Below are 25,137 nucleotides of genomic sequence, written 5' to 3' on the forward strand. Positions count from 1 at the left end.
CACGAACTCCCAGCTACCGAAAAGGTTAAAGTTCGGACCGCTGGGCTCGTTGCGAGTGATAAACCAACCATGTTCGTCGACTTCACTGGTAGCTGTACGCGTGATCGAGACTTTCTCAGTCTTGTTCGCCAAATAGCTGCACGACATGATCAAGCTGGGTTGGAATGCAGCGCAAAACCTCCGACGGCGCTCTGAGCAGGGGGATCTGGCCTACGTGGGAGCAGGTCATTTTCGAGCTGGGCCGCGACATGGACTTGGGTCTGATTAGAAGGTGCCTAGCGCGTGGTGTTAGTGGGTATGAGCGGGCGCCGCTGCGTATATTGTTGGGTTCCGAAGCCGCTGGCCCGATCGACGATTTGCTTGTTCGTGCCGTTGCTTGGATCGTAATCCGACTTGCTGGAATCAAGCGCGTAGAATGGCGATCGCCGCCTATGCCGCCCCCTGCCTACTCTGGCTGGCGAGGAAATTTGTTATTTGTTGTTTTTTGGGGAAGTGCGATCGTCATCACAGGAACGGTGCTACGACGATACGCGCACGGCTGAGTTAGTCAGGTCCAGAATCTCAGGCTGATAAAAAAGGGGCCGCAGCTTGCCGAAAGCTGCGGCCCCTAATTTGCGAAAACCCCAACCCTTACTGGTCGAGGAAGCTCCGCATCTTCCGCGACCGCGACGGATGCTTCAGCTTCCGCAGCGCCTTCGCCTCGATCTGGCGGATGCGCTCGCGGGTGACCGAGAACTGCTGACCGACTTCCTCGAGCGTGTGATCGGTGTTCATGCCGATGCCGAAGCGCATGCGCAGCACGCGTTCTTCGCGCGGGGTGAGCGATGCCAGCACCCGCGTGACCGTCTCCTTCAGGTTCGCCTGGATCGCGGCGTCCACCGGGATGATCGCGTTCTTGTCCTCGATGAAGTCGCCGAGATGCGAATCCTCCTCGTCGCCGATCGGCGTTTCGAGGCTGATCGGCTCCTTGGCGATCTTCATCACCTTGCGCACCTTCTCCAGCGGCATGGAAAGGCGCTCGGCCATCTCCTCCGGGGTCGGTTCGCGGCCCTGCTCGTGGAGGAACTGGCGGCTGGTGCGGACCAGCTTGTTGATCGTCTCGATCATGTGGACCGGGATGCGGATGGTCCGCGCCTGGTCGGCAATCGAGCGGGTGATCGCCTGGCGGATCCACCACGTCGCGTAGGTGCTGAACTTGTAACCGCGGCGATACTCGAACTTGTCGACCGCCTTCATCAGGCCGATATTGCCCTCCTGGATGAGATCCAGGAACTGCAGGCCGCGGTTCGTGTATTTCTTGGCGATCGAGATCACCAGCCGCAGGTTCGCCTCGACCATCTCCTTCTTGGCGATCCGCGCCTCGCGCTCGCCCTTCTGGACCATGTTGACGATCCGGCGGAACTCGGTGAGCGCCATGCCGGTCTGCTGCGTGATGTCGGCGATCTCGGCGCGGATGCGCTCGACCGCCTCACCCTCGTTGAGGACGAACGCGGTCCACTTCTTGTCGACCTTGTTGACCGTCGTCAGCCAGTTCTCGTCGATCTCGTGACCGATGTAGCGATCGAGGAAGTCCTTGCGCGGCACCTTGTGGCGCTCGGCGAGGCGCAGCATCTGGCCGCCCAGCGCGGTCAGGCGACGGTTATAGGCATAGAGCTGATCGACCAGATATTCGATCTTGGCGTTGTGGAACTGGACGCTCTCGACTTCCGCCGTGAGTTCCTCGCGCAGCTTCTGGTATTTCCGCTCGTCGGCCGCGGAGAAATCGCCGCCGATGCCCATCGCGTCGACGCGGGCTTGCTGGATCTTGCTGAACTTCTTGTAGAGCGCGGTGATGCTGGCGAACCGCTCGAGCGCGATCGGCTTGAGCTGCTCTTCCATCTGCGCGAGGCTGAGGGTGTTGTCCTCCTCCTCGTCGTCCGATGCGCGCGGGGCACGGCGCTCGCCGTCCTCGTCCTCGTCGGCGGACGGCTCTTCGGGCTCGGCCTCTTCCTTGAACGAGGGGCCGGCGTTCTTCTCGCTGATCTCGCCGTCGTCGGCTTCGCCGTCCTCGGCCATCGCTTCGGGGGCGGGGTCCTTCGACAGCATCGCATCGAGATCCATGATCTCGCGCAACTGCATCGTGCCCTCGTTCAGCGCGGTCGACCAGTCGATGATCGCGTTGAAGGTGATCGGCGATTCGCACAGGCCGAGGATCATTGTGTCGCGACCCGCCTCGATCCGCTTGGCGATCGCGATCTCGCCCTCGCGGCTGAGCAGCTCGACCGCGCCCATCTCGCGCAGGTACATGCGGACCGGATCGTCGGTGCGATCGATGGTCTCTTTCTTCTTCTCGATCGCGGGGCCTGTGTCGGCATCCGCGTCGGCGGCCTCCGGCTCGTCCTCGTCGTCCTTGGCGGGCTCGGTCTCGCCGTCCTCGCCAGCTTCGTCGTTCTCGACGATGTTGATGCCCATCTCGCTCAGCGCGGCGCTGATGTCCTCGATCTGGTCGGACGACATCTCACCCTGCGGCAGCGCTTCGTTGAGCTGCTCATAGGTGATGTAGCCGCGCTTCTTGGCGCGCGCGATGACCTTCTTGATCGACGCATCGTTCATGTCGATCAGCGGCGCATCGCCGGTTTCGTTCGTCTCGGCGGGTTCCGCCATGTTCGCCTTAGCCATCAATCGCCCTCGGTACCCAACGCTCGGGCGTCTTCGTTCGACTGTACAAGATTTGCAAGTCGGACTTCCAACGCCTGTTTCTCTCTTACCATAGCCACTTGTCGTTCGAACGCATCTTCGGTGAAGTGCGTCTGCATCGCCGCGGTCGCCTGCTTGAGTGCCGCGTCTACCTCAGGGCGGGCGACCATGATCGCGATCGCTTCGTCGAGGTCGGCACGGACGCGGGCTGGATCGGCCGTGGTCTGCGTGAACGAATAGGGCATCGTATCGGCTCTCAACAGGTCACTCGCGACTGAATTGAAACCGGACCTCGCCAATATGGTGAGCAAGCGCCCGCTATCAAGCTTCTGGTCCTCAAGTGCAACATCTACGACCGCTTCGAACAATCGGCCGAGCGCGCCGTCGATCATTTGGAGCGAGCCGAGCACCTCCATGTGGCGCGCGATCTCGACCGGGTGGCGGATCAGGCCGGCGAGCACTGCCTTGGCCAAAACGCGGTCGATGCCGGTGGCGAGGAACGCCTTTGCGTCTTCGGTCACCGGTGCTGCGGGAGGCTTCCAACCGCCTTTGGGGCGTTCGCCGCGGGGCACGAAGGGGGCGCGCACCGGTTTGAAATGCTCGTAGAAGCGGTTCTTGAACTCGGCGTGATATTGCTGCTTCACCGACGGGTCGGCGATGCCCTCCGCGAGTTCGTGGAGGCGGCGCTTGAGGCCGGCGCGTTGTTCGGGGGTGTCGAGCGCCTCGGCGGCGACTTCGGACGCCCAGAGCCGGTCGACGAGCTGTTCGGGGGTCTTCAGCAACGCCTCGAACGCGCCGGGGCCGCCGGCACGAACGAGATCGTCGGGGTCCTGGCCTTGCGGGAGCGTGACGAAGGCGAGGCTGCGGCCGGGCGCGAGTAGCGGGAGCGCGCGGTGGGCGGCCCGGAGCGACGCCTTCTGGCCGGCACCGTCGCCGTCGAAGCAGAGCAGGGGGACGTCGACCATGCGCCACAGCCGTTCGAGCTGCGCTTCGGTCAATGCCGTGCCGAGCGGGGCGACCGCTTCGCCGAAGCCGGCCTGGGCGAGCGCGATGACGTCCATATAGCCCTCGACCACGAGCACGCGGCCCGATTTGCGCGAGGCGGGGGCGGCCTTGTCGAGATTGTAGAGCGTGCGGCCCTTGTCGAAGAGCGGGGTGTCGGGGGAGTTGAGATACTTCGGCTCGCCACCGTCGAGCACGCGTCCGCCGAACGCGATCGTCCGGCCGCGGGGGTCGCGGATCGGGATCATCAGGCGGCCGCGGAACCGGTCGTAGGGGTCCTTGCCTTCGACATTGATCAGCATGCCGGACTCGACCAGCATCGGGTCGCCGTAGTCCTTCAGCGCGGTCTTGAGCTTGCCGCGGCTGTCGGGGGCGAACCCCATGCCGAACGCACGCGCCGTCTCGGGCCTGATCCCGCGGCGGTCGAGGAGCGCGCGCGCGTCGGTGCCGGGGAGGCCGTTGAGCTGTTCGGTGAACCAGTCGGCGGCGTCGGACATGACCTCGTGCAGGCCCTTGGCGCGCTCGGCTTTGGCGGCGGACTGGCGGTCCATCGCGGGCATGTCCATTCCGGCGGCCTGGGCGAGCTCCTTCACCGCGTCCATGAAGGGGAGGCCGCGCTGGTCGGTCATCCACTTGATCGCGTCGCCGTGCGCGGAGCAGCCGAAGCAGTGGTAGAAGCCTTTGTCGTCGTTGACGTAGAAGGAGGGCGTCTTCTCGTTGTGGAACGGGCAGCAGCCCTTGTACTCGCGCCCGGCCTTGGTGAGCTTGGTGGTCTTGCCGACGAGCGCGGAGAGCGAGGTGCGGGCGCGGAGTTCGTCGAGGAATTGTGGGGTTAGCGCCATGGAGTGGCTTCGGTGGGGGTGGTTTGTGCGGCCATGCCCTCCCCCGACCCCTCCCGCAGGCGGGAGGGGAGCAGAAGAGGGGTGGCGTTTGCAGCGAGCGCGGCAGTGTCCCCCTTCCGCTTGCGGGAGGGGTTAGGGGAGGGGCGTTCCGCAAGCACGCGCCCGATCTCGGCCACCACGCCCTCCATCCGCTCCAACACGTCGTTGTTCCAGAATCGGATCACGCGGTAGCCTTGCTGTTCGATGAAGTGCGTCCGCCGGGCGTCATCGTCGGATTGCCAGTCATGCTGTCCGCCATCGACCTCGATCACGAGCTTCGTAGCGCGGGAAACGAAATCACAGATGAACGGACCGATCGGGACCTGACGATTGAACCTCACGCCCGAAGTCCGACGTGCGGCGAGGTGTTGCCATAGCGCGATCTCTGCACGCGTGGGGTGGGCGCGGAGGTCTCGGATGCGGGTGCGTTGTTCCAATGCTCCGTCTCCTTTGTGGCCAAGCCCTCCCCCGACCCCTCCCGCAGGCGGGAGGGGAGCAGAACTTACGACAGCGCCGCCTTTACCAGGCCGCTCGCCTTGCTCATGTCCAGCTCGCTGGCGTGGCGGGCCTTCAGTTCGGCCATTACGCGGCCCATGTCCTTCATGCCGGTCGCGCCGAGCTCCGCCTTGATCGCCTCGATCGCCGCCGCGGTTTCCGCCTCGCTCATCTGCTGCGGCAGGAAGCGTTCGATCACCGCGACCTCCGCCGTCTCCGCATCGGCGAGCTCCTGGCGGCCGCCCTTCGAGAACATCTCGATCGACTCGCGGCGCTGCTTGACCATCTTCTGGAGCACCTCGACCACCAGCGCGTCGTCGCTCTCGGGCGCCTTCCCCGTGCGCGCCTCGATGTCGCGGTTCTTGATCGCGGCCTGGATCAACGAGATAGCGTTGCGGCTCTGCTTGTCGCCGGCCTTCATGGCGGTCAGCTGCGCAGCCTTGATGTCGTCGCGAATCATGTACTGGTCTTTCAGGCGGTTCGGGATAGCCCGACGGGATAGCGCGTCCGCCGCCCGTTTAACAGATTGACGCTGCGGCACGCCGGCCTTAGCGGACACCACTTAGCGACATCGTCAACGTAAAGAGAGTGCCCAGCCTGATGGCCGACGCCCAGCCTATAGCCATGCCTGCCGGTGCAACAGGCGTCCTCGTCCTCGCCAATGGCGACGTGATCTGGGGTCGCGGGTTCGGCGCAGAGGGCAGTGCGGTCGGCGAAGTGTGCTTCCACACCGCGATGACCGGCTATCAGGAGGTGCTGACCGACCCGTCGTTCGCCGGGCAGATGATCTGCTTCACCTTCCCGCACATCGGCAATGTCGGCGCGAACCCCGACGACGTCGAGGCGGACGACCCGCACGCGCTCGGCATCATCGTTCGCGAGGACGTGACGCAGCCGTCGAGCTTCCGTGCGGTCGAGGGGCTGGATGGCTGGATGAAGCGGCATGCGCGGATCGGGCTGTCGGGCGTCGACACGCGCGCGCTGACGCGGCGGATCCGGGTGGCGGGCGCGCCTAATGGCGTGATCGCGCATTCGGCGAGCGGCGAGTTCGACGTGGCGGCGTTGCTGGCGATGGCGCGGGCGTGGCCGGGGCTTGAGGGGATGGACCTCGCCAAGGATGTCTCGACCGAGATGCATTATGGCTGGGGTGAGGATGCGCCCGGCGGTGTCTGGAAGCTGGGCTTCGGCTACGGCGACAGCTCGCAAGCGGGAGAGGGCGCTTCTGCTCCCCTCCCGCTTGCGGGAGGGGTCGGGGGAGGGGCTGACCAATCAGTGCCGACCCCGCCTGAGGTAATGCCCTCCCCCGACCCCTCCCGCTCCGCGGAAGGGGAGCAGAAGGGCCGGCCCCACGTCGTCGCGATCGATTATGGCTCGAAGCGCAACATCTTCCGCAACCTCGTGGAGGCAGGCGCGAAAGTCTCCGTCGTCTCCGCCACCGCCAGTTTCGACGACGTGATGGCGCTCGCGCCCGATGGCATCTTCCTGTCGAACGGCCCCGGCGATCCCGCCGCGACCGCCGAATACGCGGTGCCGGTGATCCGCCAGCTGCTGGAGACGGGCAAGCCGCTGTTCGGCATCTGCCTCGGTCACCAGTTGCTCGGCCTCGCGGTCGGCGCGACTACGACCAAGATGTTCCAGGGCCACCGCGGCGCCAACCACCCGGTCAAGCGCCTGTCCGACGGCGCGGTCGAGATCACCAGCATGAACCACGGCTTCGCAGTCGAGCGCGATAGCCTCCCCGCGAACGTCCGCGAGACGCATGTGTCGCTGTTCGATGGGTCGAACGCAGGGCTGGAACTGACCGATCGGAACGCGTTCAGCGTGCAGTATCACCCGGAAGCTAGCCCGGGGCCGCAGGACAGCCTGTATCTGTTTGCGCGATTTGTAGGCGGCTTGCGCAGTGAGTAGCAGATCGCCGCATCAAACTCAGCGTGACGTTTTGCATGTGCTATTTGATCGCGCAACAAAAGGTCATCGGACTGATCCCAGTTTAACGCGCCCGAGAATAAGCGAGCTTCTTAGCGATGTCAGCAAGGTAAAGCTTTCTCCTGCCGTGCTTCAAATTCATCTCGATGACCTTCTCTCTCAGGGACTAGTTGGTGCACCAAAGAGAGGAGTGCGCGACAGGTTTCAGATAACCGCGCAGGGCATCCAGAGTATGGATGCGGAAATTGCGGCGACGCCAAGCTCGATCAACTCCGAGTCATGGACCGGGTCGCTTGATAGAACGAGCATCACCGACTCCAAGCGCGTCGAAATTATCAAAAGAATAAAGAACTTGCAGGCTGTGGTCGAGGATTCCGATCTTACGAACTCAGAAAAATCTCAGGCAGGTGCCTTGATTGCTGCATCGATAACGATGGCCGAAGCGCCAAGCCCTCCTTGGGAATCAATCAAAGAGCTGATGATATTAATCGCAAGTATATCGACGGTTCTTACGCTTGCTCTCGAAATTGCAAAGATGATTAGTTAGATGCCAAAACGCACCGACATCTCCTCGATCCTCGTCATCGGCGCAGGACCTATCGTCATCGGCCAGGCGTGCGAGTTCGATTATTCGGGCACGCAGGCGATCAAGGCGTTGAAGGAGGAGGGCTATCGTATCGTCCTCGTCAATTCGAACCCCGCCACGATCATGACCGATCCCGAGCTGGCCGACGCGACCTATGTCGAGCCGATCACGCCGGCGATCGTCGCCAAGATCATCGAGAAGGAACGCCCAGACGCGATCCTGCCGACGATGGGCGGGCAGACCGCGCTGAATACCGCGCTCGCGCTGTTCCATGACGGGACGCTGGAAAAGTTCGGCGTGACGATGATCGGGGCGGATGCCGATGCGATCGACATGGCGGAGGACCGGCTGAAGTTCCGCGATGCGATGGACCGGATCGGGCTGGAAAGCGCGCGCTCGGCGATCGCCCATACTGTCGAGGAAGCGCTCGAAGGTCTTGAGAAGACGGGGCTTCCGTCGATCATCCGGCCGAGCTTCACGATGGGCGGCTCGGGCGGCGGGATCGCGTATAACCGCGAGGAATTCATCGCGATCGTCCGCAACGGGCTCGATTTGTCGCCGACCACCGAGGTGCTGATCGAGGAATCGCTGCTCGGCTGGAAAGAATACGAGATGGAGGTGGTGCGCGATCGCAACGACAACGCGATCATCATCTGCTCGATCGAGAATGTCGATCCGATGGGCGTCCACACCGGCGACTCGATCACGGTCGCGCCGGCGCTGACGCTGACCGACAAGGAATACCAGATCATGCGCAACGCATCGATCGCGGTGTTGCGCGAAATCGGTGTCGAAACAGGCGGTTCGAACGTCCAGTTCGCAGTCAATCCGAAGGATGGCCGGCTGGTCGTCATCGAGATGAACCCGCGCGTCTCGCGCTCCTCGGCGCTGGCGTCGAAGGCGACCGGCTTCCCGATCGCGAAGGTCGCGGCGAAGCTGGCGGTCGGCTATACGCTCGACGAGATCGAGAACGACATTACCGGCGCCACCCCGGCGGCGTTCGAGCCGACGATCGATTACGTCGTGACGAAGATCCCGCGGTTCGCATTCGAGAAGTTCAAGGGCGCGTCGAACACGCTCGGCACCGCGATGAAGTCGGTCGGCGAGGTGATGGCGATCGGTCGCAACATCCACGAGTCGATGCAGAAGGCGTTGCGTGGGCTCGAGACGGGCCTGTCGGGGTTCAACCAGGTCGATCATCTGGTCGGTGCACCGCGCGCGGAAATCGAGGCGGCGCTGGCCGTCGCGACTCCGGACCGGTTGCTGGTGGCGGCGCAGGCTTTGCGCGAGGGCTTCACGGTCGCCGAGGTGCATGCGATCGCCAAGTACGATCCGTGGTTCCTGGAGCGGATTGCCGAGATCATCGCGGCCGAGGCCGAGGTGATGAAGGACGGCCTGCCGATCGACGCGCCCGGCATGCGGCGCCTGAAGAGCATGGGGTTCAGCGACAAGCGGCTCGCATGGCTGGCGCTGCAATCCGCCAATCTGCGCGGCATGAACCGCGGGATCGCACGTGGCTCGGGGCTGATCCACGAGGTCGTCAAGGCGATGACCGGCGGCGTGACCGAGGAGGAGGTGCGCCAGCATCGCCTGAAGCTCGGCGTGCGGCCGGTGTTCAAGCGGATCGATACGTGCGCGGCCGAATTCGATGCGAAGACGCCGTACATGTATTCGACCTACGAGGCGCCGAGCTTCGGCGAGCCCGAGAATGAGTCCGAGCCGACCGACCGCAAGAAGATCGTCATTCTCGGCGGCGGGCCGAACCGGATCGGGCAGGGGATCGAGTTCGATTATTGCTGCTGCCATGCGTGCTTCGCGCTGGCGGATGCGGGTTATGAGACGATCATGGTCAACTGCAACCCGGAGACGGTGTCGACCGATTACGACACGTCGGACCGGCTGTATTTCGAGCCGCTGACCGCCGAGGACGTGCTGGAAATCCTGCATGTCGAGCAGCAGAACGGTACCTTGGTGGGCGTGATCGTGCAGTTCGGCGGGCAGACTCCGCTGAACTTGGCGCGGGCGCTCGAGGCTGCGGGCATTCCGATCCTCGGGACGACGCCGGATGCGATCGATCTGGCGGAGGACCGTGAGCGGTTCGCGGCGCTGATCACCAAGCTCGGGTTGTTGCAGCCGGCCAATGGCCTCGCGCGGAGCCGGGACGAGGCGGTCGCGGCGGCAGAGCGGATCGGCTATCCGGTGCTGATGCGGCCTTCGTATGTGCTTGGTGGCCGGGCGATGGAGATCGTCGATACGATCGGGCAGCTCGAGCATTACATCGCGACCGCGGTACAGGTGTCGGGCGACTCGCCGGTGCTGATCGACCAGTATCTGCGCGATGCGATCGAGGTCGATGTCGATGCGATCTGCGACGGGACCGACGTGGTGGTCGCGGGCGTGTTGCAGCATATCGAGGAAGCGGGCGTCCATTCGGGCGACTCCGCGTGCTCGATCCCGCCATATTCGCTGTCGGCGGAGATCATCGCCGAGATCGAGCGGCAGACGGTGGCGCTCGCGCATGCCTTGTCGGTGGTCGGCCTGATGAACATCCAGTTCGCGGTGAAGGATGGCCTGGTCTACCTCATCGAGGTCAACCCGCGCGCGTCGCGGACCGTGCCGTTCGTCGCCAAGGCGATCGGTGCGCCGATTGCCAAGATCGCCGCGCGTGTCATGGCGGGCGAGAAGCTGGTCAATTTGCCGAAGATCGACCGGCATATCGACTATTATGCTGTGAAGGAGGCGGTGTTCCCCTTCAACAAGTTCCCAGGTGTCGATCCGGTGCTGTCACCGGAGATGAAGTCGACCGGCGAAGTCATGGGAATCGATCCCGATTTCACGATCGCATTCGCCAAGGCACAGCTGGGCGCGGGGACGATCCTGCCGACCAAGGGCAACGTCTTCGTCAGCGTGAAGGACGGCGACAAGGCGATGATCGTCGAGGCAGTGAAGGCGCTGGTCGATACTGGCTTCTCGATCGTCGCGACCGGTGGGACGGCGGATCACCTCGCCCTCGCCGGTTTGCCGGTCGAGAAGGTCAACAAGGTGGCGCAGGGCCGGCCGCATATCGTCGACCGGATCAAGGACGGCGATATCGCGCTGATCTTCAATACGACGGAAGGGTGGCAGAGCCTGAAGGACTCGCAGCCGATCCGCGCGTCGGCGCTGGGACAACGCATTCCGTACTTCACGACCGCGCCCGCTTCGCTCGAGGCGGCGAAGGCGATCGCCAAGCTTTCGACGCACAGCCTTGAAGTACGGCCGCTGCAATCCTATTATTCGCAGTCGCACGACTGATCCCGACATGAGAATGATGTGTGGGCGGGGCTGGTACAGGGCCTCGCGCGGGGAAATGGATTTGGGGACGAGATGATGGCGACCGTCGAAAAGATGCCGATGCTGCAGGAAGGCTATGAGACGCTGAGCGCGGATCTGAAGCGCCTGAAAGCCGAACGTCCGACGATCGTCGACGCGATCGAAGAGGCGCGCGCGCACGGCGACCTGAGCGAGAACGCGGAATATCACGCCGCGAAGGAGCGCCAGGGCCAGGTCGAGGCATCGATCTCCGACATCGAGGACAAGCTGAGCCGCGCGCAGATCATCGATCCGAAGGATTTGTCAGGCGACAAGGTCGTGTTCGGCGCGACGGTGACGCTGCTCGACGAGAACGACAAGCCGGTGAAGTATCAGATCGTTGGCCAGACCGAGGCTAACGCGAAGACCGGACGGATCTCGTACAATTCGCCGCTGGGACGTGGGTTGATCGGGCGGAAGCTCGATGAAGAAGTCGAAGTCACGGTGCCGGCTGGCGAGCGTTACTACGTCGTCTCCAAGATCGAGTTCATCTGAGCCTTATGCAATTCTTCGAGACGCGGGCGACGGCGATCATCACGATCGTGACGGTCATCGTCTCGGGATTTCTGGTGCTGAGCGGATCGCTTGGGTACTGGGCGGTGAACGCGGGGTTCATTCCGTTGCGGATGACCGATCTCGGTATTCCGAGCGAGCATATGTTTGTTGTGCCGTCCTGGGCGACGCCGCTGACCGCGACGCTGATCCATGGTGGCTGGGCGCACATCGCGCTGAACCTCGTGATGCTGGTGTATTGCGGGCAGTTCGTCGAGAAGGCGCTGGGGACGGTCGGATTGGTCGTGCTGTACGTGCTGGGCGCGTATGCGGCGGCGGCGGGGCATTGGGCGTTCGGGCCTGAGTCTACCGCGCCGATGATTGGCGCTTCCGGGGCCATTTCCGCCGTCGTTGGGGCTTACGCGCTGCTGTATGGCGAACGGCGGGCGGAGGCGATCGGGCCTGTACCGGCTGGGGTCGTGCATGTTGTGTGGCTGGCTGCGGCGTGGATCGGGATCCAGCTGCTGATGGGGCTGGCCGGGTTTGGGGCTTCGGTTGGGGCTAGCGGGCCTATTGCCATTGGCGCGCATATCGGTGGGTTCTTGGCGGGGCTGGTGCTGGCTCGGCCTTTGTTGCTCTGGCATTACCGGGCTGCTTAGGCGGCCTGTGCCTCAAGGCGTTCGCTCCGCCCCACGTCTAACCCACACCCACACCCACACCATTCGTCCTGAGTAGCTGTTGAGCTTGTCGAAGCGGCGTATCGAAGGATGGGTTGGCGTGCGGGGCCTGTGCTTCGATACGAGCCCTCGATACGGCTCTGCGAGCCTACTCGGTCTCTACTCAGCACGAACGGAAAGGGGTGCGGCGCCTTTGGCGGCTTTCCTTCTCCCGATCGGGAGAAGGACGGAGCCCGTGACCTTACTAGAACCTGATTGTCGGCCAAGTATCGCCAAGCCGTCATCCCCGCGAAGGCGGGGATCCATGAACTGTATCGCTGCGATCAGGTAGCGACGTTAGCCAATATGGGTTCCCGTCTCCGCGGGAATGACGGCTCAAGAGTAGTTCAGGCTACGGTCGCGCCCAGGTTCGGTTCGAGCATCCGGTGCAGGTGCACCACCACAAACTTCATCTCGGCGTCATCGACCGTACGCTGCGCCGCAGCACGCCAGGCCTTTTCGGCGCTGGCGTAGTCGGGGAATACGCCGACGAACTCGATCTTGCTCAGATCGTTGAAATCCAGGGTGCGCGGGTCGCTGACGCGGCCGCCGAATACGAGGTGGAGCTTGCTCATGCGCTTGCTTTCCTAGGGAGGGGGTTGCCGCCTCCCTAGCGTGTTCGACCCGCGGTTTGAACCCTTAGACGCCCTATCTTCTCAAACGGCAGGCTTTTGCGAAACCGCCTTCGCACCTGCGGTACCTGCCGTCGTGACGGCCTTGACGATACCCTCGAGCAAGCCCTTGGCCTGGTCGCGTGCATTGTCCTTGGTCAGGCCGAGTTCGCCAAGTTCCGAACGGCCCGCGTCCTTCGCAGCCGCAGTCGCTGCGACGAGAGTCTCGCTGAGGCGCTTGCCGACGGGGGCGAGCAGTTCCTTCTCGCGCGCCGAACGCGGTAGCAGCGCACCGGCGAGCGCGCCTACGGCCAGACCGCCGACGAGGATGCCGAGCGGGTTGGACTCGAGATTGTTGACGACGCGCTTGGTCTTCTCGCGCGAGACTTCGAGAACCTCGGAGGCCTTGTCGCCGGCGTCGTGATAGACCTTCGATGCGGTCTCGCGGACGGTGTCGAGGCCTTCACGCAGGCGGCTCTCGGTCTCGTGGGCGGCGTCGTTTGCGGTGGTCTTTGCGTCGGTCATGGAAATGTCCTTCTGGTGGCAAGCTGCTCGCCGTTCGATGCAATGAGGGTTGAACGCGAGCCGGGACTTCTAGGTTTCAGTGGGGTCAACGCCCGCGGCGGAACAGTCCGACGATCCGGTGACGCGCGAGGAACAGCCCGGCGACCGCCGCGAACCCTGCGGTCGGTCCCGGATTGCGCTTCACGGTATCCACGCTGGCGCTGAGCGCGGCGGTGCCGGCATCGGCGACGTCGCGGCTGGCGTTCAGCGCGAGCTTCCGCGGATTGAGCCGGTCCTGCAACTGCCCGAGCGTCATCATGACGCGCTGGCGGGCGAGGGCCGATTCGATCTCTGCGGCGGCGACTTTGGCGGATGTCATGATACGGGCTCGCTCTTCGTCTGAAGCTTCGACTTGCCGATCATCGCCAGGATCGCCGCCACTGCGAGGACGGCCACCACGACGATGGCGGTCGCCCATCCTGGCCCCACCAGCGTCGCCACCGTCAAGATCGCACCGACCAGCAGTGCGATCAGCGCGGCCAAAGCCAGCACGCCGGCGACCGCGAAGAACATCGCGGCCGACTTGTACGCACTGGCGGTCTCGCCGAACTTCGCCTTGTAAACAGCGACTTCCGCAGTCGCGAGGCTCTTCGTCTCGGTCGCCAGGCGACCGACGATCGACACGAGGCTCTCGTCCTCGCCGGTCGCGAACGTCAGTGGATCGACCAAGACGTCAGACCTTCGCGTTGGCATCGACGCCCGACTGCACCAGTCGCGCGACGACGAAGCCGATGGCGGCTGCTGCACCCACCGCGATGGCCGGCGATTTCCGCACGAGTTCGCGCGCGTCGTCGAACAGCTCGTCGATGTCCTTCGCCTTCACCTGGTCGGCGAAGCCCGAGACGCTGTCGGCCGCGCTACGGGCATAGCCGCCATATTGCGAACCGAGCTTCTCATCGACCTGGCCGGCGGCGTCGGTCAGCAACTGCGCGACCTGTTCCAGCGCACCACTCGCGCGTGCCTTGCCGTCCTCGGCGAAAGTGCGGACCTTGTCGGTCGCCTGCGCGGTGTACTTGTTCGCGCCGTCCTTGATCGCCTGCTTGGCGTCGCCGGCCTTGGCCGAGACATCGCCGTTATCGATCGTCTTGCTGAGCTCGGTCCCGACCTCGTTCGCGGTCGTTTTCAGGTCGTTGACGGTGTCGTTTACGCTGGAGTCGGCCATGACGGTCCCTTTCAGAATTGTTACGCCCTCAACACCGTCGTTGGAGCACGGTTCCCGAACCGTCGCGCGATTGCACGACACTATTCTCGGATGTCCGCGCGATTGCCCGATATGGCGTGAGACGGTAGAGGCGGCGCGAACGACCCGGCACCGGGATTTGTAGGAGCATCGTTACGTGACCGCAATCATCGACCTTCATGCACGCCAGATCCTCGACAGCCGCGGCAATCCGACCGTCGAGGTCGACGTGCTGCTCGAAGACGGCAGCTTCGGCCGTGCCGCCGTTCCGTCGGGCGCCTCGACCGGTGCGCACGAGGCGGTCGAGCGCCGCGATGGCGACAAGACACGCTGGGGCGGCAAGGGCGTCGACGGCGCGGTCGACGCGGTCAACGACGAGATCACCGACACCGTGCTCGGCATGGACGCGGAGGACCAGTCGGACCTCGACCGCGCGATGATCGAACTCGACGGCACCGAGAACAAGGGCCGGCTGGGCGCGAACGCGATCCTCGGCGTGAGCCTCGCCGTCGCCAAAGCCGCGGCCGAAGCACGCGGTCTGCCGCTGTACCGCTATGTCGGCGGCGTGCAGGCGCATCTGCTGCCGGTGCCGATGATGAACATCATCAACGGCGGCGAGCATGCTGACAACCCGATCGACTTTCAGGAGTTCATGGTCGTGCCGGTCGGCGCGTCGAACATCCTCGAGGCGGTGCGCTGTGGCTCGGAGATCTTCCACACGCTGAAGAAGGGCCTGAGCGAGAAGGGCCTGTCGACCAGCGTCGGCGACGAGGGTGGTTTCGCACCGAACATCGGCAGCACGACCGAGGCGCTCGACTTCATCATGTCGAGCATCGAGAAGGCTGGGTACAAGCCGGGCGAGGAAGTGATGCTCGCGCTCGATTGCGCGGCGACCGAGTTCTACAAGAACGGCAAGTACGACATCTCGGGCGAGGGCCGGATCCTCGAAAGCGCCGAGATGGCGGAGTATCTCGCGGACCTAACGCGGCGCTATCCGATCTTCTCGATCGAGGACGGCATGGGCGAGGACGATTGGGAGGGCTGGAAGACGCTCACCGACCTGATCGGCGACAAGGTCCAGCTGGTCGGCGACGATCTGTTCGTAACCAACCCGAAGCGTCTGAAGCGTGGCATCGACCAGGGTATCGCGAACTCGTTGCTGGTGAAGGTCAACCAGATCGGCACGCTGACCGAGACGCTGGAGGCGGTGTCGATGGCGCAGCGGGCCAAGTACACCGCGGTGATGTCGCATCGCTCGGGCGAGACCGAGGATTCGACGATCGCCGATCTGGCGGTCGCGACCAACTGCGGTCAGATCAAGACGGGCAGCCTGGCGCGGTCGGACCGGTTGGCGAAGTACAACCAGCTGATCCGGATCGAGGAAGAGCTGGGCGATGCGGCGCGCTATGCGGGCCGCGACATCCTGATCGGGGGGTGATTGCCCCATCCGTCATGCCGGGCTTGTTCCGGCATCCACGGTCCCGCATATTCGACAGACTTGATTGCGCGGAACGGTGGACCCCGGAACTAGTCCGGGGTGACGGAGTGGATTTGGAGTACCGGAGGACGACATGGCACGCGTGACGACGAAGACCAGCAAGTTGCGGAAGACGATGCGCAAGGCCGCGTGGCCGGCGCTGGGGCTGACGCTGATGGCATTCTTCGGCGCGTATGCCGTACTCGGGCCGAACGGGATGTTCGCGTATGGCGATTACAAGCGGCAGCTTGCGAAACGCGAGCAGGACTATGCCGCGCTCGATCGCAAGCGCGAGGTGCTGAAGAACCGGGTGGCATTGCTGAACCCGGATCATGCGAATCCGGATATGGTCGACGAGATGGTCCGCAAGGAACTGAACGTCGCGCATCCGGACGAGGTTATCGTCCCGCTGGGGAATTGAGCTTCTGCTGCCCTCCTTGGGAGGGAAGCGATCTTCTGCTCCCATCCCTGAAAGGGAGGGGCTGGGGGTGGGTTGGCCAACTTGAGCCGCCACCGATGGGACATGGGGAAGCCGACCCACCCCTGACCCCTCCCTTCCAGGGAGGGGCAAGAAGTGTGGTCGGTTGGATGTTTACCGGCCCAGGAAGGTCAGCAGGTCGTTGGTGAAGCGATCGCTCTCGGTGATCGTCAGGCCGTGCGGGGCGCCGTCATATTCGACCAGCTGCGAGTCCGCGATGCCCTTGGCGGCGGCGCGGCCGGTGGCGTCGATCGGCACGGTCTTGTCGCTCGTACCGTGGACGACCAGCGTCGGTACGCGGAATGCCGCCAAATCCTGACGGAAGTCGGTGTGGCCGAACGCCTTGGCGCACTCCAACGTCGGGTGAAGGCCTGCCTGCATCGCAAGGCCCCATGCCCAGTCGACGACCTCGTCGCTGACCGGCGACGTGATGAACCCGACGCCGAGGAATTGCTGGAGGAAGGTCTTGAAGAACGCCGGGCGGTCGTCCTCGATATTCGCGCCGATGCTGGCCAGCGTTTCCTCGTCGACGCCATCGGGGTTGTCGTCGGTCTTGAGCATGTACGGCACCACCGACGAGATCAGCCCGGCGGCGACCACGCCCTTGCCCTCGTAGCGGCTCATGTAGCGCGCGATCTCGCCGCCACCCATCGAGAAGCCGACGATCGTCGCGTCGGTGTTCGCGCCGGTGGCTTCCATCACGTCGGCCAGATCGTCGGTCAGCGTGTCGTAGTTGTAGCCGGTCCAGGGCTGGCCCGAGCGACCGAACCCGCGGCGGTCGTACGCGATCGCGCGGAAGCCGGCGTGCGCGAGCGCCATTGCCTGGGCGTCCCAGCTGTCGGCGTTCAGCGGCCAGCCATGCGTCAGGATCACCGGGCGTCCCGTGCCCCAATCCTTGACGTAAATATCGGTACCGTCACGGGTTTTTACGTAGGGCATCAAGCTATCCAGTCTCTCTAGGGAGGTGTGCGCTCAACGGCTCATCGCGCCCACCGTTCCGCACGCTGGCGTACCGAAGCTTCGACTGGCAGCATGGTTCCAGACGAATCGGAATTGGAGACAGGATGCGGATCGGACTTTTGACGACGGCGCTTGGCGCGGTCCTCGCCTTGAGCGCGTGCGGCCCTGCGCAGACGACCGCGAACACGCAGGCTCCTGCTGCGCCGACCACCGCTGCGAAGGGCGACTGGGCGGGGTTTCGCGATGGCTTCATCGACGGCTGGTTCAAGATCGATCCGGCGAACGCGGTCTATCAGGGCAAGCACGAATATGACGGCGGCCTGGGCGACTGGAGCGCGGCGGGGCTGAAGCGGCAGGCGGACTTCCTGCATGGCGCGATCGACAAGGCGGGGGCGTTCAAGGACCTGAAACCCGCCGAGGCGTTCGAGCGCGACTATCTGGTGCAGGTCGCCAAGGGGAAGCTGTTCTGGCTGGAGGATGCCGACCAGCCGCACCATAATCCGGCCTGGTACGTCAGCGCGGGGCTCGATCCGAACACGTATATCGCGCGCAACTATGCCGATGCGCCGACCCGGATGAAGGCGCTGACCGCGTTCCTGCAGAAGATCCCGGCGGCGGCGGGCAACATCAAGGCGAACCTCAAGACGCCGATGCCGCTGAGCTACGTCAATTACGGGACGGCGGCGTTCAACGGCTTTGCGGATTATTATGCGGGCGACGCGGTGAAGGCGTTTGCAGGCGTCAAGGATGCGGCGGCGCAGAAGCAGCTGGCGGACGCGGCGCAGGCGGCGTCGAAGGCGATGCGCGATCTGGGGACGTGGACCGAGGGCCAGCGCGCGACCGCGACGCAGGATTTTGCGCTCGGGGCGGAAAAGTTCTCGCGGATGGTGGCGATGACCGAGGGCGTCGATACGCCGCTCGACCAGCTGGAGGCGGCGGGTGTCGCCGATCTCAAGCGCAACCAGGCGGCGCTGGCGCAGGCGTGCGGGGTGTTCGCCAAGGGGCAGACGATCCTGGCGTGCATGGACAAGATGAATGCGAACAAGCCGGTCGGCGGCCCGGTTGCAGAGGCGCGGCGGCAGATCCCGACGCTGCGGAAGTTCGTCGTGGATCACGACCTGGTGACGATCCCGGGGACCGAGCAGGCTTTGGTCGAGGAGTCGCCGCCGTATAACCGGCAGAACTCGGCGTATATCGATCCGCCGGGGCCGTTCGATAAGGGCGTGCCGTCGATCTATTACATCTCGCCGCCCGACCCGAGCTGGACCAAGGCGGTGCAGGACGCGTTCGTGCCGGGCAAGAACGACCTGCTGTTCACCTCGGTGCACGAGGTGATGCCGGGGCATTTCGTCCAGTTCCTGCATGCGAACCGCTCGCCGTCGCTCTTCGGGCGGTTGTTCGTGGGGTATGCGTTCGCCGAGGGGTGGGCGCATTATGCCGAGGAGATGATGTGGGAGGCTGGGCTCAACAACGGCGATCCTGAGACGCATGTCGGGCAGATCTCGAACGCGTTGTTGCGCGATTGCCGGTATCTGTCTGCGATCCGCATGCATGCGAAGGGGATGACGCAGGAGCAGTCGTTCCGGATGTTCGTCGACGAGTGTTACCAGGACGAGGGGAACGCCAAGCAGCAGGCGGCGCGGGGGACGTATGATCCGGCGTATCTGAATTATACGATGGGTAAGTTGATGATCCGGAAGCTGCGGGCGGACTGGACTGGGACGCGGGGTGGCAGGAAGGCTTGGAAGGCGTTCCATGACCAGTTCCTGAGCTATGGGGGGCCGCCGATTCCTCTGGTGCGGGCTGCGATGATGGGGGAGGCTAAGGCGAGCGCGGCGTTTTAATTTGGGAGGAGCGTGATCGTTCTCCCATCCACCCCGGCGAAGGCCGGGGCCCAATTGGTGAGCGTCGCTAACGAAGCGCAGTCTACCGTTACGCCGACCTTTCCAATTGGGCCCCGGCCTTCGCCGGGGTGGTGCATTTAGGGGTAAAGGCGTCCCAAACCAAAGCATGTGTCCCCGCGAAGGCGGGGACACAGACTGGGCACCCGCCTTCGCGGGTGAACATTCTTTTTTCTTCAGCTTCTTCTGCTGCTCCCTCTCCCCCTTCCGGGGAGAGGGCTGGGGTGAGGGGCTGTTCCAAGCGGAGCGCTGCTTGGCTGCCCCTCACCCCGACCCTCTCCCCGGAGGGGAGAGGGAGGAGGAGTCAGCGCGCCTGTTGCGCTGGTTGGACGTCCTGGGTTTCTTCGGTCGGCGGGTTGCGGATCGAGGGGCGGAGGCGGCTTAAGCTGCATAGGCCTGCTACTAGCGCTAGGCCGGCAGCTACGAGCGGCGGGGTCATGCCGGCGCCTACGCCCATGGCCAGCAACGCCGCGACCAAGGTGGCGCCGGTGGTCTGGCCTACCAGGCGGACCGTGGAGACGAGGCCGCCAGCCGCAGCGGCGCGTTCGCGGGGGGCGGAGCCGATGATCAGGCGTGCGTTCGGGGCCATGAACATCCCGAACCCCGATCCGCACAGCGCCATCCGCCATGCGATGTCGAAATACCCCGGATCCGCCGGCATGTACGCGATCAGCAGCAGCGCGCAGATCGACACGCCCATACCGATCCCGCCGAGCAGTCCGGCCGGGTACCGATCCGACAACCAGCCCGACAACGGCGCGACGAACATATTCGCTAGCGGCCACGGCGCGATTGCCGCACCGACCTCCGCCGCGCTGAACCCGTAGGCGTGCGTCAGGCGGAACGGGGTCGAGAGCAGCATTGTCATCTGCGCGATGAACGCGGTGTAGGCACCGATCGCCGACAGCGCGAGCACCGGGCGCGCGAGCAGGTCGATCGGCAGGATCGGCTTGGTCTCGCCCTGTTCGCGCTTCACGAAGAACCAGCCGATCACCACGCCGGTCAGCACGATCGCGGCGGAGACGATCGGGCTGTCGCCGTGAACCGCGCTTTCGGCGCCGCCGATGACGAGTCCGATCATCGCCGCGCACATCACCGCGCCGAGCACATCGAACGGTTCGTCGTGTTTGCGCGGTTCGGGTAGCGCGCGTCCGAGCAGGAGCGACGCGATCGCGAACGGTACGGCGCTGGCGAACACCCAGGGCCAGGGGGCGATGGCGAGGACGAGGCCGCCGATCGTCGGGGCGAGTGCCGCGGAACTGGAGACGACGACCGAGTTGATACCGAGCCCGCGGCCGAGTTGCTTGGTCGGGTAGATCGAGCGGATCAGCGCCGACGAGACGCTCAGTGCCGCCGCCGCACCCAGGGCCTGCGCGGCGCGGACGACGAGCAGGAAGGGCAGGCTCTTGGCAAAGAAGCAGAGCAACGTCGCGACCGTGAACAACAGCTGGCCGTATTGGTACATCCGCTTCAGGCCGATGCGGTCGCCGAGCCCGGAGAACGGAAGCAGCGCCATCGCCAGGATCAGCTGGTACACCGTGACGACGGTCACCACCGCGCTGTTGCCGACGTGCAGGTCGCGCGCGATCGTCGGCAGCGCGACGGTGGCGATGCCGCCGTCGATGATCGTCAGCGCGGTCCCCGCCGAGATCGCGGCGATCGCGACGAAGCGCCGGGGCTTGGGCAGGCCGTCCTGCATTTTCTTGAACTCGCTTCGTTACCCCGGATCCTTCAACTTTCCTCAGGAGAGCCTTGTTCCGGGGACCACCGTGCCGCACACTCGACAGGATTTGTTATGCGGATCGGTGGACCCCGGAACAAGCCCGGGGTGACGGTAGGGAGTTGGGTATGCGTGGTTTTTGCTTTTCGGTGGCAGCAGCGATGCTTGCGGGTACGTCGGCCATTGCCCAAGTCGCACCGATGACCAAAACTGATACGACCAAAACGAACACCGCCGCCGACCCGTATATCTGGCTCGAGGACAAGGATGGCGCGAAGCCGCTGGCCTGGGTCGAGGCGGAGAATGCGAAGACGTTGCCGCGGCTGCAGAACGATCCGCGCTACAAGACCTTCTACGCCGAGGCGCTGGCGATCGCGTCGGCGAAGGATCGTATTCCGATGCCGAACCAGATGTTCGGGCGGATCTATAATTTCTGGCGCGATGCCGATCATCCGCATGGCCTTTGGCGCTGGACCAGTGCTGCTGATTACGCGTCGGCGACGCCGAAATGGACGACCGCGCTCGATCTCGATGCGCTGGGCAAGGCCGAGGGGAAGCAGTGGGTGTGGAAGGGCTCGACCTGCCTTGAGCCCGAGCAGCGGCTGTGCCTGGTCGCGCTGTCGGAGGGCGGCGAGGACGCGGTGACGTATCGTGAGTTCGATCTTTCGACCGGGCGGTTCGTCGCGAACGGCTTCACGCTGCCCAAGTCGAAGCAGGATGCGACCTGGGTCGACAAGGATACGCTGCTGGTGGCGCGCGACTGGGGTGCGGGGACGACGACGCAGTCGGGCTATGCGTTCGTGATGAAGCAGCTGAAGCGCGGGCAGGCGCTCGAGGCCGCGACCGAAGTGTATCGGGGTGCGGCGACCGACCAGGGCGGGACTGCGGCGAACGTGCTGACCGACGAGAAGGGCAATCGCCTGATCGTGATCCAGCGTCGGAAGACGTTCTTCGGCGCGGACAAGCTGGTGTGGACTCCGGCCGGTGCGCGGCCGCTGGCGTTACCCGACCGTACCTTCCCGGCTGGTATGATCGACGGGCAGGTGATATTCTCGACCAGCGATCCGTGGGGCAAGATTCCCGAGGGTGCGATCGCGTCGGCACCGCTTGCCGAGGTGGAGAAGGGCAGGATCAACCCGACGATCGTGTTCGCACCAGGGCCGCGCCAGTCGGTCGACGGGATGGGGCTGACCAGGTCGAAGCTGTTGCTGGTCGTGTCGGACAACGTCCGGGGCCGCGCGTCGGTCTATTCGCACGGCGCGAACGGCTGGACCGCCAAGCCGATCGCGCTGCCGGACAATGCCTCGATCGATGTCGTGAGCACGACCGATCGCAGCGACGACGCGTATCTGACGGTGACCGGGTTCCTGACGCCGACCTCGCTCTATTCGCTGGATGCGGCGACGGGCGCTGCGCCGAAGCCGATCAAGACGCTGCCGGCGAAGTTCGACGCGTCGAACGATATCGTCGAGCAGTTCGAGGCGACCTCGACCGACGGGACGAAGGTGCCGTATTTCGTCGTCCACAAGAAGGGCATCGTGCTCGACGGGACGACGCCGACGATCATGACCGCCTATGGTGGCTTCGAGGTGTCGATGACGCCGAGCTATTCGGGGAGCACCGGCAAGCTGTGGCTTGAGCGGGGCGGGTCTTACGTGCTGGCGAATATCCGCGGTGGCGGCGAGTTCGGGCCCAAGTGGCATGACGCGGGGCGCAAGACCAAGCGGCAGGTGATCTATGACGACTTCGCGGCGGTGGCGAAGGACCTGTTCGCGCGGAAGCTTACGAGCCCGGCCAAGCTCGGCATCTATGGCGGCTCGAACGGTGGTCTGCTGATGGGGGTCGAGTTCAACCAGCATCCCGATCTCTGGAAGGCTGTGACGATCCAGGTGCCGTTGCTCGACATGATCCGGTATGAGGGGATTGCGGCAGGGGCCTCGTGGGTCGACGAATATGGCTCGGTGACGGTCCCTGCGGAGAAGGCGTTCCTCGAGACGATCTCGCCGTATCAGAACATCAGGAAGGGCGTCGCGTATCCGGAGCCGTATATCTGGACGACGACCAAGGACGACCGCGTCGGGCCGCAGCATGCGCGCAAGTTTGCGGCGCGGTTGAAGGAATATGGACTGCCATATCTGTATTATGAGGACACGGCGGGCGGGCATTCGGGCGATGCGGATATCGAGCAGGGGGCCCGGTTGCAGGCGTTGCAGATGACGTATTTCACGCAGAAGCTGGTCGGGCCGGCTAAGTAGGGGCGCGGCTCCTGCCGTCATCCTGGACCTGATCCAGGATCCAGAGCCACGAAGCGTTATGCTTGTGGCTCTGGATCCTGACGTTCGTCAGGATGACGGAGGTTCGTCAGGATGACGGGATGGGGGTGCGGATCAGCGGCAGCGGACCTGGCTGTTGTTCTGGTCGACTGCACGCCCGGCGAGGCCACCGACCGCTGCACCCAGCAGCGTACCCACGGTCCGCGAACGACCGCCGTCGATCACGTTGCCGAGGATACCGCCACCGGCTGCGCCGATGATCAGCCCGGTGGTGCCGTCGCTGCGCTTGCAGTAATATTTGCCGTCCTGCCCGGCGTAGACGCGGTCGTTGGTCGACAGCGTGCGTTCCTGATAGTTCGGGCCCGCGCGATAGTAGCGCGAGGGGTCATAATTGCCTTCGTCGCGCTCGTCCGGATAGGCTTCCTGATAACCACGGTCGGGTGCGGTGCGATAGCCGCCCTGTGGCGCATAGCCGCCGCGATTGCGGACCGACTGGTAGCGATCGAATTCCTGGCGGAAGATCTGCAATTCGCTGTCGAGGCGTGACTGGGCGGCGGCGAAACGGGCGTCGTCGGCGCTGCTCTGCGCGAGCGCGGGTGTCGCAACGGAAAGGCACGTCGCCGCAATCACTGCAACCGTACCGAACAAACGCTTCATGACTGAAATCCTTATCGAGGGTCGAACGCAACGGCGGACGGCAGCACGATACCACCGTCCACCTTTCCCGGCGCGCGATTTCACGCGCCGGATCGCCTTACATCAGCGGCAGATCTGCACGCGACGATGGTTGCGCCATTCGGTGCGGCAGCGGCGATTGTTGTTCCAGTTGCGACGATCATGGTCGCGACCACGATAGCGACGGTCGTCGTGACGATCGCCGCGGTGGTCGTTGCGGCGGAAATCACGGCGGTCGCCGCGATGGTCGCCACGGTGGTCGTTGTCGCGATACTGCTCGCTATGGCCGCGATCGCGCTGCGCCTCGGCCGGTGCGGCGGCGCCGAGACCGAGCGTTGCAAGGGCCAGCCCGGCGGCGATGAGATGGGTAAACTTCATGAGATGTCCTCTCGAACCCGACAATCGGGATGTGCCAGTGATACGGCTATCGAGTGACATCGTTCCTGAACGAATTTGTCGGCCGCGGTACAGGTTTGGCATCATTCTAGTCCCCGATTGCAGTTCGTGATCGTAAAGCGACAAGCGACGGTTGACGCACCGTCTCGAATGGCGTACGTTCCATCATGGTGATCGAAAGCATTCGGCATAAGGCGTTGCGGTCGTTCGCCGAGACCGGCCGGTCGAGGGGATTGCCGGGCAATCTCGTCGATCGATTGCGAAATATGCTGGCGTATCTCGCCGCTGTCGAAGCCGGGGACGAACTGACGGTGCCACCCAATTTCGGCGCGCATCGCTTGGCGGGTGATCGGGCAGGCCTATGGTCGCTGACGGTGACGAAGAACTGGCGGATGACGTTTTGGATCAACGATGCGGGTGGCGTCGAGGATCTCGATCTGGAGGATTATCACTGATGGCGATCAAGCTTCATGCGAGTTTTGCGGTTCACCCAGGCGCTTGGTTGCGGGCTGAAGTTGTCGCGCCGCATGGGTTGAGCGTGACCGACGCGGCCGCCAAATTGCGCGTGACGCGGCAGGCGATGAGCAACTTGCTTGGCAGCCGGGCCGGGTTGTCGGCTGAAATGGCGATCCGGTTCGAGAAGGCGTTCGGTCTGCAGGCTGAAACGTTGATGCGGATGCAGGCGGCGTATGATCTGGCGCAAGCTCGGACGCGTGAGGGCGAGATCGAGGTGGAGCGAGTGGCGGCTTAAGCGGCTCAACATCGATCACATCAGGA

Annotated in this window: 24 protein-coding genes; 11 read left to right on the top strand and 13 right to left on the bottom strand. The window is 64.3% G+C overall.

Annotated features, from left to right (window positions below; all coding sequences use genetic code 11):
* Window positions 1–630: 630 nt before the first annotated feature.
* From rpoD to ASF09_RS14400, 4 genes are all read right to left on the bottom strand, one after another.
* On the bottom strand, window positions 631–2,658 hold the full coding sequence (gene rpoD / locus ASF09_RS14385; RefSeq protein WP_060526855.1) for an RNA polymerase sigma factor RpoD: 2,028 nt from the start codon (window positions 2,656–2,658) through the stop codon (window positions 631–633).
* The gene (dnaG, locus tag ASF09_RS14390; RefSeq protein WP_060526856.1) at window positions 2,658–4,520 is read right to left on the bottom strand and encodes a DNA primase; all 1,863 of its coding nucleotides are present in this window, start codon (window positions 4,518–4,520) and stop codon (window positions 2,658–2,660) included. Before dnaG ends, rpoD begins: the two co-directional genes overlap by 1 nt.
* Window positions 4,511–4,996 carry an endonuclease domain-containing protein gene (locus ASF09_RS14395; RefSeq protein WP_082444313.1) on the bottom strand — a complete coding sequence of 162 codons (486 nt, stop codon included), beginning with the start codon at window positions 4,994–4,996 and terminating at the stop codon, window positions 4,511–4,513. Before ASF09_RS14395 ends, dnaG begins: the two co-directional genes overlap by 10 nt.
* Before the next feature lie 65 nt (window positions 4,997–5,061).
* Window positions 5,062–5,514: a GatB/YqeY domain-containing protein gene (locus ASF09_RS14400; RefSeq protein WP_060526857.1), complete on the bottom strand. Its 453-nt coding sequence runs from the start codon at window positions 5,512–5,514 to the stop codon at window positions 5,062–5,064.
* Window positions 5,515–5,654: 140 nt separating this feature from the next.
* Here ASF09_RS14400 and carA point away from each other — a divergent pair, with 140 nt between their 5' ends.
* The 5 genes from carA (at window position 5,655) to ASF09_RS14425 (ending at window position 12,068) form a co-directional block, all read left to right on the top strand.
* The gene (carA, locus tag ASF09_RS14405; protein WP_060526858.1) at window positions 5,655–6,962 is read left to right on the top strand and encodes a glutamine-hydrolyzing carbamoyl-phosphate synthase small subunit; all 1,308 of its coding nucleotides are present in this window, start codon (window positions 5,655–5,657) and stop codon (window positions 6,960–6,962) included.
* A complete protein-coding gene (locus ASF09_RS20425; protein WP_156359386.1) occupies window positions 6,955–7,527 on the top strand; it encodes a hypothetical protein in 573 nt (190 codons plus the stop codon). Before carA ends, ASF09_RS20425 begins: the two co-directional genes overlap by 8 nt.
* Window positions 7,528–10,860, top strand: a complete 3,333-nt coding sequence (gene carB / locus ASF09_RS14415) for a carbamoyl-phosphate synthase large subunit (protein ID WP_060526860.1) — start codon at window positions 7,528–7,530, stop codon at window positions 10,858–10,860.
* Window positions 10,861–10,935: 75 nt separating this feature from the next.
* Window positions 10,936–11,412 carry a transcription elongation factor GreA gene (gene greA / locus ASF09_RS14420; protein ID WP_056052861.1) on the top strand — a complete coding sequence of 159 codons (477 nt, stop codon included), beginning with the start codon at window positions 10,936–10,938 and terminating at the stop codon, window positions 11,410–11,412.
* A 5-nt stretch (window positions 11,413–11,417) separates the two neighbouring features.
* The gene (locus tag ASF09_RS14425; RefSeq protein WP_060526861.1) at window positions 11,418–12,068 is read left to right on the top strand and encodes a rhomboid family intramembrane serine protease; all 651 of its coding nucleotides are present in this window, start codon (window positions 11,418–11,420) and stop codon (window positions 12,066–12,068) included.
* A 404-nt stretch (window positions 12,069–12,472) separates the two neighbouring features.
* On the opposite strand, the gene ASF09_RS14430 is transcribed toward ASF09_RS14425, so the two are convergent.
* The 5 genes from ASF09_RS14430 to ASF09_RS14450 form a co-directional block, all read right to left on the bottom strand.
* Window positions 12,473–12,700 (bottom strand): DUF4170 domain-containing protein, encoded by a 228-nt coding sequence (locus ASF09_RS14430; protein WP_056051043.1) that lies wholly within the window; start codon window positions 12,698–12,700, stop codon window positions 12,473–12,475.
* A gap of 81 nt (window positions 12,701–12,781) precedes the next feature.
* Window positions 12,782–13,261, bottom strand: coding sequence for a hypothetical protein (locus ASF09_RS14435; RefSeq protein WP_060526862.1), 480 nt, complete (start codon window positions 13,259–13,261; stop codon window positions 12,782–12,784).
* Window positions 13,262–13,346: 85 nt separating this feature from the next.
* Complete coding sequence (locus tag ASF09_RS14440; RefSeq protein ID WP_060526863.1) at window positions 13,347–13,619, bottom strand: hypothetical protein; 273 nt, start codon at window positions 13,617–13,619, stop codon at window positions 13,347–13,349.
* Window positions 13,616–13,969 carry a phage holin family protein gene (locus tag ASF09_RS14445; RefSeq protein ID WP_235529837.1) on the bottom strand — a complete coding sequence of 118 codons (354 nt, stop codon included), beginning with the start codon at window positions 13,967–13,969 and terminating at the stop codon, window positions 13,616–13,618. The genes ASF09_RS14440 and ASF09_RS14445 overlap by 4 nt, the downstream gene beginning before the upstream one ends.
* A gap of 4 nt (window positions 13,970–13,973) precedes the next feature.
* On the bottom strand, window positions 13,974–14,462 hold the full coding sequence (locus tag ASF09_RS14450) for a hypothetical protein (protein ID WP_060526865.1): 489 nt from the start codon (window positions 14,460–14,462) through the stop codon (window positions 13,974–13,976).
* Between the two features lie 175 nt (window positions 14,463–14,637).
* Between ASF09_RS14450 and eno the strand changes: the two genes are divergently transcribed.
* The gene (gene eno, locus ASF09_RS14455; protein WP_060526866.1) at window positions 14,638–15,918 is read left to right on the top strand and encodes a phosphopyruvate hydratase; all 1,281 of its coding nucleotides are present in this window, start codon (window positions 14,638–14,640) and stop codon (window positions 15,916–15,918) included.
* A gap of 133 nt (window positions 15,919–16,051) precedes the next feature.
* Window positions 16,052–16,378 (top strand): FtsB family cell division protein, encoded by a 327-nt coding sequence (locus tag ASF09_RS14460; RefSeq protein ID WP_055878455.1) that lies wholly within the window; start codon window positions 16,052–16,054, stop codon window positions 16,376–16,378.
* Window positions 16,379–16,549: 171 nt separating this feature from the next.
* Here the strand turns inward: ASF09_RS14460 and ASF09_RS14465 are convergent, their stop codons facing one another.
* Window positions 16,550–17,374, bottom strand: coding sequence for an alpha/beta fold hydrolase (locus ASF09_RS14465; protein WP_060526867.1), 825 nt, complete (start codon window positions 17,372–17,374; stop codon window positions 16,550–16,552).
* 125 nt (window positions 17,375–17,499) lie between these two features.
* On the opposite strand from ASF09_RS14465, the gene ASF09_RS14470 reads away from it, so the two are divergent.
* Complete coding sequence (locus ASF09_RS14470) at window positions 17,500–19,239, top strand: DUF885 domain-containing protein (RefSeq protein ID WP_060526868.1); 1,740 nt, start codon at window positions 17,500–17,502, stop codon at window positions 19,237–19,239.
* 361 nt (window positions 19,240–19,600) lie between these two features.
* Here ASF09_RS14470 and ASF09_RS14475 read toward each other — a convergent pair whose 3' ends face one another.
* Window positions 19,601–20,995, bottom strand: a complete 1,395-nt coding sequence (locus ASF09_RS14475) for an MFS transporter (RefSeq protein ID WP_060526869.1) — start codon at window positions 20,993–20,995, stop codon at window positions 19,601–19,603.
* A 149-nt stretch (window positions 20,996–21,144) separates the two neighbouring features.
* Between ASF09_RS14475 and ASF09_RS14480 the strand changes: the two genes are divergently transcribed.
* Window positions 21,145–23,271 carry a prolyl oligopeptidase family serine peptidase gene (locus tag ASF09_RS14480; protein WP_082444314.1) on the top strand — a complete coding sequence of 709 codons (2,127 nt, stop codon included), beginning with the start codon at window positions 21,145–21,147 and terminating at the stop codon, window positions 23,269–23,271.
* A 132-nt stretch (window positions 23,272–23,403) separates the two neighbouring features.
* Here the strand turns inward: ASF09_RS14480 and ASF09_RS14485 are convergent, their stop codons facing one another.
* Window positions 23,404–23,946, bottom strand: coding sequence for a glycine zipper 2TM domain-containing protein (locus ASF09_RS14485; protein WP_056051024.1), 543 nt, complete (start codon window positions 23,944–23,946; stop codon window positions 23,404–23,406).
* A gap of 102 nt (window positions 23,947–24,048) precedes the next feature.
* The gene (locus ASF09_RS14490; RefSeq protein ID WP_060526871.1) at window positions 24,049–24,342 is read right to left on the bottom strand and encodes a hypothetical protein; all 294 of its coding nucleotides are present in this window, start codon (window positions 24,340–24,342) and stop codon (window positions 24,049–24,051) included.
* A 185-nt stretch (window positions 24,343–24,527) separates the two neighbouring features.
* On the opposite strand from ASF09_RS14490, the gene ASF09_RS14495 reads away from it, so the two are divergent.
* Together ASF09_RS14495 and ASF09_RS14500 are read left to right on the top strand one after the other, a co-directional pair.
* Window positions 24,528–24,815, top strand: a complete 288-nt coding sequence (locus ASF09_RS14495; protein WP_060526872.1) for a type II toxin-antitoxin system RelE/ParE family toxin — start codon at window positions 24,528–24,530, stop codon at window positions 24,813–24,815.
* A complete protein-coding gene (locus ASF09_RS14500) occupies window positions 24,815–25,111 on the top strand; it encodes a HigA family addiction module antitoxin (RefSeq protein ID WP_060526873.1) in 297 nt (98 codons plus the stop codon). Before ASF09_RS14495 ends, ASF09_RS14500 begins: the two co-directional genes overlap by 1 nt.
* The last annotated feature ends 26 nt before the right edge of the window (window positions 25,112–25,137 follow it).

Origin of the sequence: Sphingomonas sp. Leaf242, from assembly GCF_001422045.1 — a bacterium.
In the GTDB taxonomy this organism is placed as follows: domain Bacteria; phylum Pseudomonadota; class Alphaproteobacteria; order Sphingomonadales; family Sphingomonadaceae; genus Sphingomonas.